The organism is Agromyces agglutinans (genome assembly GCF_009647605.1).
Lineage (GTDB): Bacteria > Actinomycetota > Actinomycetes > Actinomycetales > Microbacteriaceae > Agromyces > Agromyces agglutinans.
The window spans coordinates 99,738-114,406 of sequence record NZ_WJIF01000010.1; the positions used below are offsets into that span (position 1 = coordinate 99,738).

Genomic DNA, 14,669 nt, shown 5'->3' on the forward strand with positions numbered 1-14,669 from the left:
CAGGTAGAGCCTGGTTCCTCGGGGTCAACCTGGTTCCAGCGGGAATCGGGCGAGGCCGGCGGCGAGCAGCCGTGAGCGTCGGGACGTACCTCGCGGCCGCGACGCCGCCCCGGCTCGCCGTCGGCGGCATCACCGTCGCGATCCCGGTGCTCGCCGTCGAGCAGACCGGAGACGTCGCGCTCGGGGGGCTGCTCGCGGCGGCCACGCTCGCACCGAGCATCGTCGCGGCGCCGTTCGTCGGTGTGCTCCTCGACCGCAGCCGCCGGCCCGGGGCGCTCATCGCCGCGGCCGGCCTCGCGATGGGCGTGTCCTTCGCGATCGCGGCGTTCCTCGGCCCGATCCCGGCGTGGGCGGTCGCCGTCGTGCTGCTCGCGGGCGGAGCGGCGGGGCCGTTCGTCATGGGCGGGCTCTCGAGCTACGTCACCGAGCGCATCCCCGACGAGCGACGTGCGTACGCGATCGACGCGCTCGCCTACAACCTCGGCTCGGTCGTCGGCCCGGCCGTCGTCGCCGCATCGGCAGCACTCGGTTCCGCCCGACTCGCCACACTCCTGATGGCCGCGAGCGCGCTCATCGGCGCCGTCGGCACGATCCCGCTGCGGCTGCGCCCCGCCGGCTCCCCCGCCCGCGGGTCGATGCTGCACACCATGGCGCGGGGCATCCGCCACATCGCCCTGCACCGGCCGCTCGCCGTGGTCACCGCGAGCGGCACGGTGAGCCAGTTCGGCGCCGGCGGCCTCGCGATCGCGGCCGTCGCGCTGTCGGTGCAGCGCAAGGGCGACGCCGACCAGGGCGCGCTCATCGTCACGGCGTTCGCGATCGGCGGCCTCCTCGGGGCGCTGTGGAACTCCGGCCGCCCGTCGCGCCTGCGCCCCGAGGCGACCATGGGCCTCGGGTTCGCGGCGACCGGCGTGCTCACCGTCGTCGCGGCGGTCGACCTCGGCCTGTGGTGGACGGCCGCTGCGGTCGGGGCATCCGGCCTGTTCACGGCGGCGAGCGCGGCGGCGATGCTGCTCATCCGCAAGCAGCAGAGCCCGCCCGCCCTGCGCTCGCAGGTGTTCACGGTCGGCGCCGGGCTGCGCGCGGCAGCGGCCGCCGGCGGTGCCGCGGTCGCCGGGCTCGCAGCCGGGCTCGGCGCGGGCACGCTGCTCGTGCTCATCGGCGCGACCTGGATCGCGTCGGGTGCGATGCTGCTCGCCTACCCGCGCGGTGCGGCCCCCATCGACCGCTGACGGATGCCTCGGCGGCGGCATCCCGGCGCCCGCGCCCGAGGCGTCCCCGTCAGCCCCGCCGGAGGCATCCCGTCAACCTCGCCGGCGGCATCCCGACGGCCTCGCCTGCCCTCTCCCGCCGGCCTCGCCTGCCCCATGATCGCGATTCAGGAATTTCTCCCCCGCCTCCGGCGCGTCGTGTGCCGACACGCCGCCACCCGGTCAGGAATTCCTGAACGAGCGCCGGCGACGATCGGGTTGCGGCGGCTGGCGACCGACGGCGGCCGATCGCCGCGGGGCGGCGAGCCGGCTGCTACAGCCCGAGCCCGAGGTCGGCGACGCGCACCGGCTCGCCCGTCTCGAGCGACCGGTTGCCGGCGATGCCGACCGCGACGGCGCGCACGCCGTCGGCGTAGCCGGAGACCCGCCCGAGCGGAGGGTCATCCGTCACCCGCCCGAACAGGTGCCCGAGCAGGTAGGCGTCGCCGCCGCCGTGGCCGCCGATGCCCTGCGGGATCTCGACGACCTGGGCCTGCTCCCAGTGCCGTTGCACGACGAGGCGCTCGGCGTGCGGGCGCACGTCGTCGGCGGGCACGTCGTCGGGGTGCATGCTCGGGTCGACGACGACCTTCCCGTCGGCGCCGACGAGCACCGATCCGCGTTCGACGACCTCGAGCTCCGCGCGGCCCTCGGTGCCGTTGACGGTGACGCGGTACCCCTCCCAGGGGGCGTGCGCGTTCAGCGAGTAGCTCATCGTCGCCCCGGTGTCGTAGTCGACGAGCGCGGCGAGGTTGTCCTCGATCGTGATGCCCGGGTCGAACACGTCGCGGTCGCGCAGGTAGCCGTCGTGGTGCTCCTGGTCGAGGTAGAGGCGCTTCAGCCGCTCGTCGGCCGCGAGGTCGAGCGCGAACGGATCGCCGGCCGCACCCGTGCCGCGCCCGGGTCGCCCCTCGAGTCCGAGCCCGCGCGCCGCCGCGTTCTCGGCGCCGTAGAAGCGCAGCCCGCCGCTCGCGAACACGCGCACGGGCGACGCCTGGATCCACCAGTTGACGAGGTCGAAGTGGTGCGACGCCTTGTGGATGAACAGGCCGCCCGAGTGCTGCTTCTCGCGGTGCCAGCGGCGGAAGTAGTCGGCCCCGTGCACGGTGTCGAGCGCCCACTCGAAGTGCACGCTCGTGACGCGGCCGATACGGCCGTCGGCGATGACCTGACGCAGCGTCGAGTTGCGGGGGCTGTAGCGGTAGTTGAACGTCGTGATGACCTCGCGCCCGGTCTCGGCGATGGCCTCGCCGATGCGCCGCACGCTCTCGGCGTCGATGGTGAGCGGCTTCTCGACGACGACGTCGGCACCGGCACGGAGCGCTCGCACGATGTACTCGGCGTGCGTGAAGTCGGGGGTCGTGATGACGACGCGGTCGAGCCGCTCGTCGACGATCATGCGCTCGAGGTCGTCGGGCGCGTACCGCGCGGGCACCGGATGCCCCGCCTCGACGACCTCTCGCTCGTAGACGTCGAGGCGGCCCGGGTTCGCATCGCTCCAGGCGACGAGCTCGGCCTGCCCGGGAACCTGCTCGGCACCGACCACGGTGCCGGTCATGGCCCCGATGTACATGCCGGCGCGGCTGCCCGTGCCGATGAGTCCGTACCGTTCGCGCTGCGTCATTGCGGGTGCTCCTGATGGGGTCGGGAGAAATCGATTTCCAGCGCCAGTGAGCGGCTCGTCGATCGCCGCCGGATGACTCTGGGAAAGCGCTATCTCGTGGTCTTCCATTTGTAGCAGCCGCCGAGCCCCGCGTCGAACGGCCGCCGCGGTAGCATGTGTCGCCCGAAGCCCCGCCCCGTGCCTGGAGGATCAATGAGCGAGCCGAGCCGCACCACCCCGGCCACCCTGCACGATGTGGCGCGCGAGGCCGGCGTCTCGCTCGCGACGGCGTCGCGCTCGTTGAACGGCAGCACTCGCCGGGTCAACGAGGAGTACCGGCAGCGCGTGCTCGACGCCGCGGCGAAGCTCAACTACACGCCGAACCTCTCGGCGCAGGCCGTCGCCAGGGGCACGACCACGACGGTGGCCCTGCTCGTCGCCGACATCGCCGACCCGTACTTCTCGTCGATCGCGGCGGGCGTCGTCGCCGAGGCCGATGCCGAGCACCTCATCGTCACCATGGCCGCCACCGAGCGCGACCCCGAGCGCGAGCTCGAGCTCGTCCGGCAGTTGCGCGGCCAGCGCCCACGCGTGATGATCCTGGCGGGCTCGCGCCCCACGGTCGACCGCACCGAGGGCGCGCTCGCCGACGAACTCGCGGCGTACGAGGCATCCGGCGGTCGCGTGGTGCTGATCAGCCGCAACGAACTCGACTTCCGCACCGTGCTGCTCGAGAACCGCGGCGGCGCCGAGCGGCTCGCCCGCGAGCTCGTCGGCCTCGGGTACCGGCGCTTCGCGGTCGTGACCGGCGGCGAGGGGCTGCGCACGGCGGCCGATCGGCTCGAGGGTTTCCGGGCCGGGCTCGCGGCCGTCGGCGGCCGGCTCGACGACGCCGACGTCGTGCGCTCGGCGTTCACGCGCGACGGCGGCTACGACGGGGCGCGCCGGCTCATCGAGCGCGGTCTCGACGGCATCGAGCTCGTCTTCGCGACCAACGACGTGATGGCGGTCGGCGCGCTCTCCGCGATCCGCGACGCCGGCCTCACGCCCGGCCGCGACCTCGCGATCGCCGGGTTCGACGACATCCCCACGGTGCAGGATGTCACGCCCCCGCTCACGACGGTTCGCGTGCCGCTCGAGGAGCTCGGCCGGCGAGCGCTGCGCCTGGCGCTCGCCGAGGATGCCGACGCCGGCGCCGACGCGGACGCCACGGCCGGTGAGACCGCTCACCCTCGCGGCGGCTCGGTCGAGGCCGAGGTGGTCCTGCGCGCCTCGACGCCCGGCATCGGCTGACCACGGTCGTCGCACCTCCCGCCGCGGTGCGGGTTCCTCGCACCGGTGCGAGGAACTCGGCGCACTGCCGCGAGCAACTCGCACCGCGGCGGCCCGGGCGAATCGCCGCCACGTCCACTCGGGCTGACGAGGTCTTGCGAGGCGCCGACTCCTGTGGCACACTCTGGTAAACGCTTTCCGACGCGCCGGACCGATCGAACGAGCCGCCGCACCCGCACCCGCACGAACAGGACGACCCATGGCAGAGCAGCCCCAGACCACCCCGCAGACCATCGGCATCATCATGAACGGCGTCTCGGGCCGCATGGGCTACCGCCAGCACCTCGTGCGCTCGATCCTCGCGATCCGCGAGCAGGGCGGCGTGCTCCTCGCCGACGGCGAGACGCGCGTGCAGGTCGAACCGATCCTCGTCGGCCGCAGCGAGAAGAAGCTCGCCGACCTCGCCGCCGAGCACGGCATCGAGCACTACACGACGAACCTCGACGAGGCGCTCGCCGACGACCGCTGGCAGATCTACGCCGACTTCCTCGTGACCAAGGCCCGGGCGGCCGCGCTGAAGAAGGCCATCGCGGCCGGCAAGGCCATCTACACCGAGAAGCCGACGGCCGAGTCCTTCGAGGAGGCGCTCGAGCTCGCCCGCCTCGCCGAGGAGGCCGGCATCAAGAACGGCGTCGTGCACGACAAGCTCTACCTGCCGGGCCTGCAGAAGCTCAAGCGCCTCATCGACTCGGGCTTCTTCGGCCGCATCCTGAGCGTGCGCGGCGAGTTCGGCTACTGGGTGTTCGAGGGCGACTGGCAGCCCGCGCAGCGTCCGAGCTGGAACTACCGCGCCGAAGACGGCGGCGGCATCATCGTCGACATGTTCCCGCACTGGAACTACGTGCTCGAGAACCTCTTCGGCCGGGTCGAGTCGGTCTACGCGAAGGCCGTCACCGAGATCCCCGAGCGCGTCGACGAGCGCGGCGAGCGCTACCCCGCCACCGCCGACGACGCCGCGTACGCGATCTTCGAGCTCGAGGGCGGCGTCGTCGCGCAGCTCAACTCCAGCTGGACCACGCGCGTCAACCGCGACGAGCTCGTCGAGTTCCAGGTCGACGGCACGCACGGCTCGGCCGTCGTGGGCCTCTTCGGGTGCAAGATCCAGCCGCGCAACGCGACGCCCAAGCCCGTGTGGAACCCCGACCTCGCCGACGAGCACGACTACGCCGGCGACTGGATCGAGAGCCCCGGCAACCGCGAGTTCGAGAACGGCTTCAAGACGCAGTGGGAGGAGTTCATCCGCCACGTGGTCGAAGACGCCCCGAACCACTACGACTTCCTCGCGGGCGCGCGCGGCGTGCTGCTCGCCGAGGCGGGCCTCCGTTCGTCGGCCGAGGGCCGTCGTGTCGAGATCCCCGTCGTCGACGTGCCGACCGCGCCCGTGACCACCGGCGACGCGAGCGCGGCGGGCGCCGACCTCGCGACCGAGCTCGCCGGGCTCCGCTGATGACGGCACTGACCCTCCTCGACGCGCAGGGCGGCGTGGCATCCGTCGCCCTGAACGCGGCGCCCGCGTTCCAGAAGCCCCGGCATCCGCTCGCGAGCCGCGTCGCGTACGCGGCCGCGCACGTGGTGCCGAAGGCGCACGCCGACAACACGCCGGGCGAGCCGGCCGAGATCGACTGGGATGCCACGCTCGCGTTCCGCCACCACGTGTGGTCGTGGGGCCTCGGCGTCGCCGACGCGATGGACACCGCACAGCGCAACATGGGCCTCGACCCGGCCGCGACCCGCGAGCTCATCTCGCGGAGCGCCGCCGAGGCGGCGTCGGTCGGCGGAAAGCTCGTCGTGGGCGTCAACACCGACCACGTCGACGAGGAGCACATCCCGCTCGACCGCGTGATCGATGCCTACAAGCAGCAGCTGCACCAGACCGAGGACGCGGGCGCCGGTGTCGTGCTCATGGCGAGCCGGCACCTCGCGCGCGCCGCGCAGTCCGCCGACGACTACCGCCGCGTCTACCGCGAGGTGCTCGCGGCGGCGAGCACGCCGGTCGTGCTGCACTGGCTCGGCACGGCGTTCGATCCGTCATTGGCCGGTTACTTCGGTTCGGATGACTCGGATGCCGCGTCGCAGACCCTGCTCGAGATCATCGAGGACGACCCGACCAAGGTGCAGGGCGTGAAGATGAGCCTGCTCGACGCCGACGCCGAGATCGCGGTCCGTCGCCGCCTGCCCGGGACGGCCCGGATGTTCACGGGCGACGACTTCCACTACGTCGGCCTCATCGAGGGCGACGACCTGGGCCACTCCGACGCGCTGCTCGGTGCGTTCTCGTGCCTGGCGCCGAACGCCTCGGCCGCGATCCAGGCGCTCGACGCCGGCGATGTCGAGGGGTACCGGAGCATCCTCGCGCCGACCGAGCCGCTCTCGCAGCAGGTCTTCGCCGCGCCGACGTACTACTACAAGACGGGGGTCGCGTTCCTGTCGTGGCTGAACGGCCATCAGGCGGCGTTCCAGATGGTGGGCGGCCTGCACGCCGCGCGCAGCCTGCCGCACCTCTCACGGATCGTCGAACTGGCGAACGCATCGGGTGCGCTCGAGCGGCCCGAGCTGGCGGCGGCCCGCTGGCACGCGATGCTCACGCTGAACGGCGTCGAGCCCGCGACGACGGAGGCCGCTACGGCGAAAGACGACGTGCCTGACGCCGCGCCCGCGCCCGAGCCCGCCGCGCCCTCCGCATCCGACCCGATCGACCTCTCGGAGCTGCCCGCATGACCGCCCACCCCCGCCTGTCGATGAACGTCGCGACGATCAAGTACGCGCCGTTCGAGGATTCGCTGCGCGTGCTGCTCGACGCCGGCTACGAGTCGGTCGGGCTCTGGCGCGAGCCGGTCGCCGAACTCGGGCTCGACGAGGCGACCAAGCGGTTCGCCGACTCGGGCCTTCGCCTGTCGACACTCTGCCGCCAGGGCTTCTTCACCATGGAGGAGGGCGCGGCGCGCCGGGCCTCGATCGACGAGAACCGCCGGGCGATCGCGGAGACGGCCACCCTCGCCGCGGCCGGCGCGCCCCGCTCGCGAGCAGTGCTCGTGCTCGTCGCCGGCGGGCTGCCCGAGGGCTCGCGCGACCTCGTCGGCGCTCGCGCCCGTATCGCCGACGCGCTCGAGGAGCTCGCGCCCGAGGCATCCGCCGCCGGGGTGACGCTCGCGATCGAGCCGCTGCACCCGATGTACGCCTCCGACCGCGCCGTCGTCTCGACGCTCAAGCAGGCGCTCGACCTCGCGGCGCCGTTCGCGCCCGAGACGGTCGGCGTCACCGTCGACACGTTCCACATCTGGTGGGACCCCGAGGCCGAGGCGCAGATCGAGCGCGCCGGCCGCGAGGGACGCATAGCGACATACCAGGTGTGCGACTGGGCGACGCCCCTGCCGGCCGACGTCCTGCTGAGCCGGCACTACCCCGGCGACGGCGTCATCGACTTCGGCACGTTCACGCGAGCCGTCGAGGCGACCGGCTACGCGGGCGACATCGAGGTCGAGATCTTCAACCAGCAGATCTGGGATGCCCCGTGGGCCGAGGTGGCCCGCCGTACGGCGGAGACCTTCGACGCCGCGGTGGCACCGCACCTCGCTTCGGTGCCGGCCGGCGCGTAGGCGGCGCCGCACCGACCCGATCGGCCTGCAGACGGGGCGGCTCCCGCCCCGGGAAAACAGGATGAGATGCGCTACACCCCGCAATACCGCAATACACGGGTATGACGCGTCTCATCCTGTTTCCGCACCGGCGCCGAGGCGCTCGTCGGCCGCCGCCTGCACGCTGCCCTCGTCGGAGACCACGGTCGCAGCTCCTGCGGCGCCCGGTTCCCAGCCGGCATCGCTACGCTGGATCGGTGCCCTTCGACCTTCGCAACCAGCCCGTGGACCGGCGGTCCGAGGCCGCACTCGCCGCACGCGGACTCGGCTACCGATCGGTCGATCCGTCCGACCGCGCCGGGCTCGACGCGTGGGCGCAGGCCGACCAGCGCGGCTTCCATCACCTGCGGCCGACCGAGTCCGACCTCGAGCACGAACGGCGCATCTTCGCGGAGCGCCGCGTGCACGGCGTCTACGACCCGACGGGGGCCGAGCCGGCGATCCCCGTCGCGACGATCTCGAGCTGGCCGACCGGACTCAGCATGCCGGGCGGGCGCAGCGTCGACGCGTGGGCGATCAGCTCGGTGACGGTCGCACCGACGCACCGGCGCCGCGGCATCGCCCGGGCCATGGTCGAGGCCGAGCTCCGCGACGCCGTCGAAGCCGGAGCCGCGGTCGCCGTGCTGACGGTGAGCGAGGCCACGATCTACGGCCGGTTCGGTTTCTCCCCCGCCGCACGCGCGGCGACGGTCGTCGTCGACCGCCGGCGGGCGGTGTGGAAGGGGCCGGATGCCCCGGGCCGGACGCACCTCGTCGACCCGCGGTCGCTGCGCGACGCGGCCCCGCAGATCATCCGCCGCGCGGTGGCCCGCACGCCCGGCGAGATCGACCGATGGCCGGTCCTGCTCGACCGCGTGCTGGGCCTGATCGACCCCGAGTCCGAGGGCGCACGCCGCACCCGCGCCATCCGCTACGACGACCAGCACGGCGAGACGCAGGGCTTCGTGACCTACCGCATCACGCGCGAGCCCGACCGTCCGGGCGTGCTCGAGTTCGACTTCATGGCAGCGGCGACCGACGACGCCGAGCGCGCCCTGTGGCGAGCCCTCGTCGAGGTCGACTTCATCGGCTCCGTGCGCGGGACGCTGCGCTCGGTCGAGGAGCCCCTGCCCTGGCTGCTCGAGGATCCTCGAGCGGTGTCGGTCGAGGAGGTGCTCGATCACCTCTGGGTGCGGGTGCTCGACCCGGTCGCGGCGCTCGGCACGCGCCGGTACGGGGTTGCGGGCTCGCTCACGCTGGAGGTCGACGACCCGCTCGGCCATGCCGCTGGCACCTTCGAACTCGAGGTCTCGAACGGCGGGCGCGCCGAGGTGCGCCGGGTCGAGGCATCCGAGGCCTCGCCGTCGTCGTCGCGCCGCAGCCGCCGTGCGGGCGGCATCCGGCTCGGCGTTCCCGAACTCGGCGCGATCCTCCTCGGTGACGTGCGTCCCTCGACGCTGGCCCGCGCGGGCCGCATCGGCGACGCCGGCGCGCTCGAGTTGGCCGACGCGATGTTCGCGACCCGCAAGGCGCCGCAGCTGAGCATCTGGTTCTAGGCCGTTCCTCGCCGTTGGGCCAATGTGAGCGCGACCACGGGAAAGCGCGTGCCGCGTGGCATCCGCCTGTCGCCCGAACGGGGGTCACCACTTACTGACCGGTAAGTGAGTTATGTGACCGTTATCAAAGTGGCCTACCGGAGCGCTCGCGCGCGCACCAAGATGGGCCGTGCCGCCGCCGATGAAGACGGCGGAACCCGGAGGGGTCGACCTCACCTGATGAAGGGGAGAGCCGTGAAGAAGACTTCATTGGTCTCTGCTGCTGCGATCGCCGGTGTTTCGGCGATGCTGCTGGCAGCCTGTTCCAGCGGCGGTGGCGGCGAGGGCGACGACGGCGGCGATGCCGCCGCGACGCGCGCCTGCGTGATCCTGCCCGACGCGGCATCCTCGCCGCGCTGGGAGAACAACGACCGCCCGTACCTCGAGAGCGGCCTCGCCGATGCCGGCTTCGAGACCGACATCCAGAACGCGCAGGGCGACACGGGCAAGTACGCGACCATCGCCGACCAGCAGCTCAGCAAGGGCTGCGGCGTGATGCTGCTCGTCGACTACAACGGCGCGGGCGCCGCGGTCGCCGAGAAGGCGAAGGCCGAGGGCATCCCGGTCATCGCCTACGACCGCCCGATCGAGGGCGCCGACTACTACGTCTCGTTCGACAACGTCGAGGTCGGCCGCCTCGAGGGCCAGGCGATCGTCGACGGCCTGAAGGCCGCCGGCAAGGACCCGGCCACCGCCAAGGTCGTCTACATGGGCGGCGACCCGACCGACGGCAACGCCGCGATGTTCCACGACGGTGCGGTCGAGGTCATGGAGGGCGCCGGCATCAAGCCGGCCGCCGAGCCGCCCGGGGTCTGGGACGGCGACGAGTCGGCCACCAACTTCGAGCAGGCGCTCACCGGGCTCGGCGGCACCGTCGACGCGGTGTGGGTCGCCAACGACACCAACGCCGCGGGCGTCATCACGGTGCTCGACAAGAACGGGCTGACCGTTCCGGTCTCCGGGCAGGATGCCTCGGTCGCCGGCCTGCAGAACGTGCTGCTCGGCAAGCAGACCGCGACGGTCTACAAGCCGATCAAGCTCGAGGCCGACGCGGCCGTCGAGCTCGCGGTGGCCCTGCTCGAGGGTGAGACGCCCACCGCCGACCAGGAGCTCGAGGACGGCACGCCGTACATCGCGGTGACGCCGATCCTCGTGGGACCCGAGGAGGTCGTCACGGTGATCGAGGCGGGCGACGCCGACGCCGCCGAGGTCTGCGACGGCGAAGTCGCGGCCAAGTGCGAGGAGTTCGGCATCGACGCGGGGTGATCCCGGCAGCGCGGGGCCTCGGGCCGCAGGCCCGGGGCCTCGCGTCGTCCCCTCCGTCCTTCCCTCCCGGTGCCACACTGGGAGCCGACAGCGTCGTCTGAAAGGAACCGGCATGGATGTGCCACTCATCGAACTGAGCGGGGTGCAGAAGAGCTTCGGCCCCGTGAGCGTGCTCAAGGGGGTCGACCTGCAGGCCTTCCCGGGCCGGGTCACCGCGCTCGTCGGCGACAACGGCGCCGGCAAGTCCACCCTCATCAAGGGCCTCGCGGGCGTCCAGCCCTACGACGCGGGCGTGGTGCGATTCGACGGCGAGGAGGTCGCGCTGCACACCCCGCGCGACGCCTCGCGGCTGGGCATCGAGGTCGTCTACCAGGACCTCGCGCTCTGCGACAACCTCGACATCGTGCAGAACATGTTCCTCGGCCGCGAGGAGACGGGGTTCGGCACGTTCGACGAGGGCCTCATGGAGCGCGAGGCATCCGAGACCCTGCGTTCGCTGTCGGTGCGCACCGTGAAGAGCGTGCGGCAGAAGGTGTCGAGCCTCTCGGGCGGCCAGCGGCAGACCGTCGCGATCGCGCGCGCCGTGCTGAAGAAGGCGCGGCTGGTCATCCTCGACGAGCCGACCGCGGCCCTCGGCGTCGCGCAGACCGAGCAGGTGCTGCAACTCGTCAAGCGCCTCGCCGAGCAGGGCGTCGCGGTCATCATCATCAGCCACAACCTCGCCGACGTGTTCGAGGTCGCCGACCACGTCAGCGTGCTCTACCTCGGCCAGATGGTCGCGTCGCTCGAGGTCGCCGAGACCACGCGCGACGAGGTCGTCGGCTACATCACGGGCACCAGGAGCCAGGGAGGCCGCGCCGCATGACCACCGGAGAAGCGGAGCGCACGAACGCCTCCCCCGACCCCATCGCGGGCGACCTCATCGGCAGCGGCGTCGAGGGCGGCGTCGGCGACCAGGTGCGCGCGTGGCTGCAGCGCGTGCGCGGCGGCGAGATGGGCGCGCTGCCGGCCGTCGGAGGGTTCATCGTCCTCAGCGTCATGTTCTCGGTGCTGAGCCCGTTCTTCCTCACCGAGCGCAACTTCGCGAACCTGATGACCCAGGCTGCCACGCTCGTCATGCTGGGCATGGCGCTCGTGTTCGTGATCCTGCTCGGCGAGATCGACCTCTCGGCCGGCGTCACCGCAGGCGTGACGATGTGCATCTTCATCGTGCTCGTCAACGTGCAGGGCTTCAACTGGATCGCCGCCCTCGCCGTGGCGTTCATCGCGGGCATCGCGATCGGTGCCTTCATCGGGTTCTTCGTGGCGAGGGTGGGCATTCCATCGTTCGTGGTGACCCTCGGCCTGTTCCTGGGCCTGCAGGGCTTCGAGCTGATCATCATCGGCTCCGGCGGCCTCTACCGGGTGCAGATCCCCGAGATCCTCGCCATCCAGAACTCGAACCTGCCGGTCTGGGGCGGCTGGGCGATGCTCGTCGTCGTCCTCGCCGTGTCGGCGGGCACCTCGTTCTGGGATCGCGCGCGCCGCACGCGCGCGGGCGTTCCCAACCGCGCGATCGCGCTCGTGTGGATCAAGCTCGGCGTCATCGCCGCGCTCGGCGGCATCGCGGTGTACATCCTCAACCAGGACCGCGGCCAGTCGGTCAAGGCCGTGCAGGGCGTGCCGATCGTCGTGCCCATCGTGCTGGTCATCCTCTGGCTCGGCACCTTCGTGCTCGACCGCACGCGCTACGGCCGGTACATCTACGCGATCGGCGGCAACGCCGAGGCCGCGCGCCGCGCCGGCATCAAGGTCGTGCTCATCCGCTGGACGGCGTTCATCGTCTGCTCGACGCTGTCGGTCGTCGCCGGCCTGTTCATGATCAGCAAGGTCGGTTCGGTGGATGCCGCCGCGGGACGCGACCTGGTCCTGAGCGGCGTCGCGGCGGCCGTGGTGGGCGGCGTCAGCCTGTTCGGCGGGCGCGGGCGGCTGCTGCACGCCGCGATCGGCGCGCTCGTGATCGCGGTGATCACGAACGGCCTGGGCCTGCTGAACCTGCCCGCCGGCGTGAACTACGCGGTCACGGGCGGCGTGCTGATCCTCGCCGCCACGGTCGACGCGGTGTCGCGGCACCGGGCCGGCGGGGCGATCCTGCGGACCTGATCCGGGCGGGAGGCCCGCGTCTCAGGGCAGGCCCTGAAATGCGGGCCATCCGTCCGCACGCCCCTGTCGACGGTCGGTGCCCGGCGTACCGTCCTCCCCGTCATCGATCCGTTCGATCAGGGGGAAGATCATGAGACACGCCGCCGCGCACTCCATCGTGCCGCTCAGCGTCCCGCACTCGCGAAGCCACGAGGGCCGCTTCGGACGGCTGTTCGGCCGCGGCTTCTCGGTGTGGGAACCGCCGGGCGCGGGCGACCTCGAGAAGCAGGTCGCCATCCACGAGTTCGCCGTCACCGAGATGTTCGCCGAGGACACGCCGCCCGATTCGGCGATGCCGGTCGGATATACCTATCTCGGCCAGTTCGTCGACCACGACATCACCTTCGACCCGCAGTCGTCGCTGACGAAGCACAACGACCCCGACGGCCTGCAGAACTTCCGCTCGCCCCGGCTCGACCTCGACAGCCTGTACGGCCGCGGTCCCGACGACCAGCCGTACCTCTACGACCAGCAGCGGGTGCTCCATGACGGGTTCGCCGGGTTCCTGCGGATCGGCCGCGGGCAGGCGACCTCGTTCGTCGAGCCCGACCTGCAGCGCAACGCCGACGGCGTCGCGATCATCGGCGACCCCCGCAACGACGAGAACGTCATCGTCAGCCAGCTGCAGCTCGCGTTCGCGCAGCTGCACAACCGCATCCTGCAGCAGCTGGCGGATGCCGCGACCGGGCCGGCCACGGCCGGCCGCAAACTGTTCCTCGAGGCGCAGCGCATCACCGTGTGGTTCTACCAGTACGTCGTCTGGAACGACTTCGTCTCCCGGATCACCGAGGGGTCGATCTTCGCGAAGGCGCTCACGATCGACGACGACGGCGGCGACGGGACCGGGCCGCGCTACTCGGTGACGTGGGGCCTCGACGACGTCTACGACTGGTCGGAGAACCCGTTCATGCCGGTCGAGTTCTCGGTGGCGGCGTACCGGTTCGGGCACTCGATGATCCGCGGCGGCTACCAGATCAACTTCCCGGTGCAGAACGGCGTGGGCCACGAGTTCGGCAAGCCGATCTTCGCGGCGCCGCCGGTGCCCGCCGCGCATGCGGTGACGGCCGGGCCGGCCGACCTCCGCGGCGGGCGCGCGCTCCCCGAGAAGCACACGCTCCAGTGGGATTGGTACTTCGACTTCGTGTCGTCGCGCAAGGGCCCGCCGACGCCGTTCCCGCAGCTCGCGCACAAGATCGACACGCATCTGTCGCGCTCGGTCTTCGCGATCCCGGCGGGACCCGGCGTCACCAACCCGCTGGCCGAGCTCAACATCAAGCGCGGCTGGCGCATGGAGCTGCCGCCCGCGACCGAGGTGGCCACGGCGCTGCATATCGAGCCGATGCCGATCGAGCACCCGATGGAGGAGTCCCTCTGGGTCTACATCCTCAAGGAGGCGCAGGTGCAGCAGGACGGCGAGCGCCTGGGCGCGGTCGGCTCGACGCTCGTCGCCGCGGTCTTCTCGGGCCTGCTGCGCGGCGACCCGTTCTCGTACCTCAACCGCGCGCCGCACTGGACGCCGGGGAGCGAGCTCGTCGACGGGCAGCCGATGTTCGAGAAGGTGTCGGACGTGCGCGATGCCGACCGCGGCGTCGAGTTGCGCCCCCAGTGGGAGGTGGTCGACCTGCTGCACGCCGCCGGCGTGCCCGAGGACGTTCCCGCGCTGAACGGGATCTTCCGGGCGTAGGAGGCTCAGGCGGCGCAGCAACCGGCCTGATCCGGCGAGCGGGTCACGCCGCTGCCGGCTCTGCCGGCGCTCTGCCGCCCTCCTCGAGCGACTCGCCGAGCGGTAGGGTGCGCGGCACATCACCCGGGAGAGCCAGATCGACTC

11 protein-coding genes are annotated in these 14,669 nt (G+C 72.2%); 10 read left to right on the forward strand and 1 reads right to left on the reverse strand.

The window, feature by feature from the left end:
* The first annotated feature begins 71 nt into the window (after positions 1-71).
* Complete coding sequence (locus GE115_RS15175; RefSeq protein ID WP_172979957.1) at positions 72-1,232, forward strand: MFS transporter; 1,161 nt, start codon at positions 72-74, stop codon at positions 1,230-1,232.
* Positions 1,233-1,524: 292 nt separating this feature from the next.
* On the opposite strand, the gene GE115_RS15180 is transcribed toward GE115_RS15175, so the two are convergent.
* Entirely contained in the window at positions 1,525-2,874 is a 1,350-nt protein-coding gene (locus GE115_RS15180; protein ID WP_172979958.1) for a Gfo/Idh/MocA family protein, read from the reverse strand.
* A gap of 192 nt (positions 2,875-3,066) precedes the next feature.
* On the opposite strand from GE115_RS15180, the gene GE115_RS15185 reads away from it, so the two are divergent.
* The 9 genes from GE115_RS15185 (at position 3,067) to GE115_RS15225 (ending at position 14,525) form a co-directional block, all read left to right on the forward strand.
* Entirely contained in the window at positions 3,067-4,146 is a 1,080-nt protein-coding gene (locus GE115_RS15185) for a LacI family DNA-binding transcriptional regulator (protein WP_153685618.1), read from the forward strand.
* Between the two features lie 238 nt (positions 4,147-4,384).
* Positions 4,385-5,632 carry a Gfo/Idh/MocA family protein gene (locus GE115_RS15190; protein WP_153685619.1) on the forward strand — a complete coding sequence of 416 codons (1,248 nt, stop codon included), beginning with the start codon at positions 4,385-4,387 and terminating at the stop codon, positions 5,630-5,632.
* Positions 5,632-6,903: a dihydrodipicolinate synthase family protein gene (locus GE115_RS15195; protein WP_153685620.1), complete on the forward strand. Its 1,272-nt coding sequence runs from the start codon at positions 5,632-5,634 to the stop codon at positions 6,901-6,903. The genes GE115_RS15190 and GE115_RS15195 overlap by 1 nt, the downstream gene beginning before the upstream one ends.
* Positions 6,900-7,781, forward strand: a complete 882-nt coding sequence (locus GE115_RS15200) for a sugar phosphate isomerase/epimerase family protein (protein ID WP_153685621.1) — start codon at positions 6,900-6,902, stop codon at positions 7,779-7,781. Before GE115_RS15195 ends, GE115_RS15200 begins: the two co-directional genes overlap by 4 nt.
* 236 nt (positions 7,782-8,017) lie before the next feature.
* Positions 8,018-9,355 carry a GNAT family N-acetyltransferase gene (locus GE115_RS15205; protein ID WP_312855232.1) on the forward strand — a complete coding sequence of 446 codons (1,338 nt, stop codon included), beginning with the start codon at positions 8,018-8,020 and terminating at the stop codon, positions 9,353-9,355.
* A 234-nt stretch (positions 9,356-9,589) separates the two neighbouring features.
* Entirely contained in the window at positions 9,590-10,660 is a 1,071-nt protein-coding gene (locus tag GE115_RS15210) for a sugar ABC transporter substrate-binding protein (RefSeq protein WP_312855233.1), read from the forward strand.
* A 112-nt stretch (positions 10,661-10,772) separates the two neighbouring features.
* Positions 10,773-11,525: an ATP-binding cassette domain-containing protein gene (locus GE115_RS15215; protein WP_153685624.1), complete on the forward strand. Its 753-nt coding sequence runs from the start codon at positions 10,773-10,775 to the stop codon at positions 11,523-11,525.
* Positions 11,522-12,802 (forward strand): sugar ABC transporter permease, encoded by a 1,281-nt coding sequence (locus GE115_RS15220; protein WP_153685625.1) that lies wholly within the window; start codon positions 11,522-11,524, stop codon positions 12,800-12,802. The genes GE115_RS15215 and GE115_RS15220 overlap by 4 nt, the downstream gene beginning before the upstream one ends.
* Positions 12,803-12,932: 130 nt before the next feature.
* On the forward strand, positions 12,933-14,525 hold the full coding sequence (locus GE115_RS15225; protein WP_153685626.1) for a peroxidase family protein: 1,593 nt from the start codon (positions 12,933-12,935) through the stop codon (positions 14,523-14,525).
* The last annotated feature ends 144 nt before the right edge of the window (positions 14,526-14,669 follow it).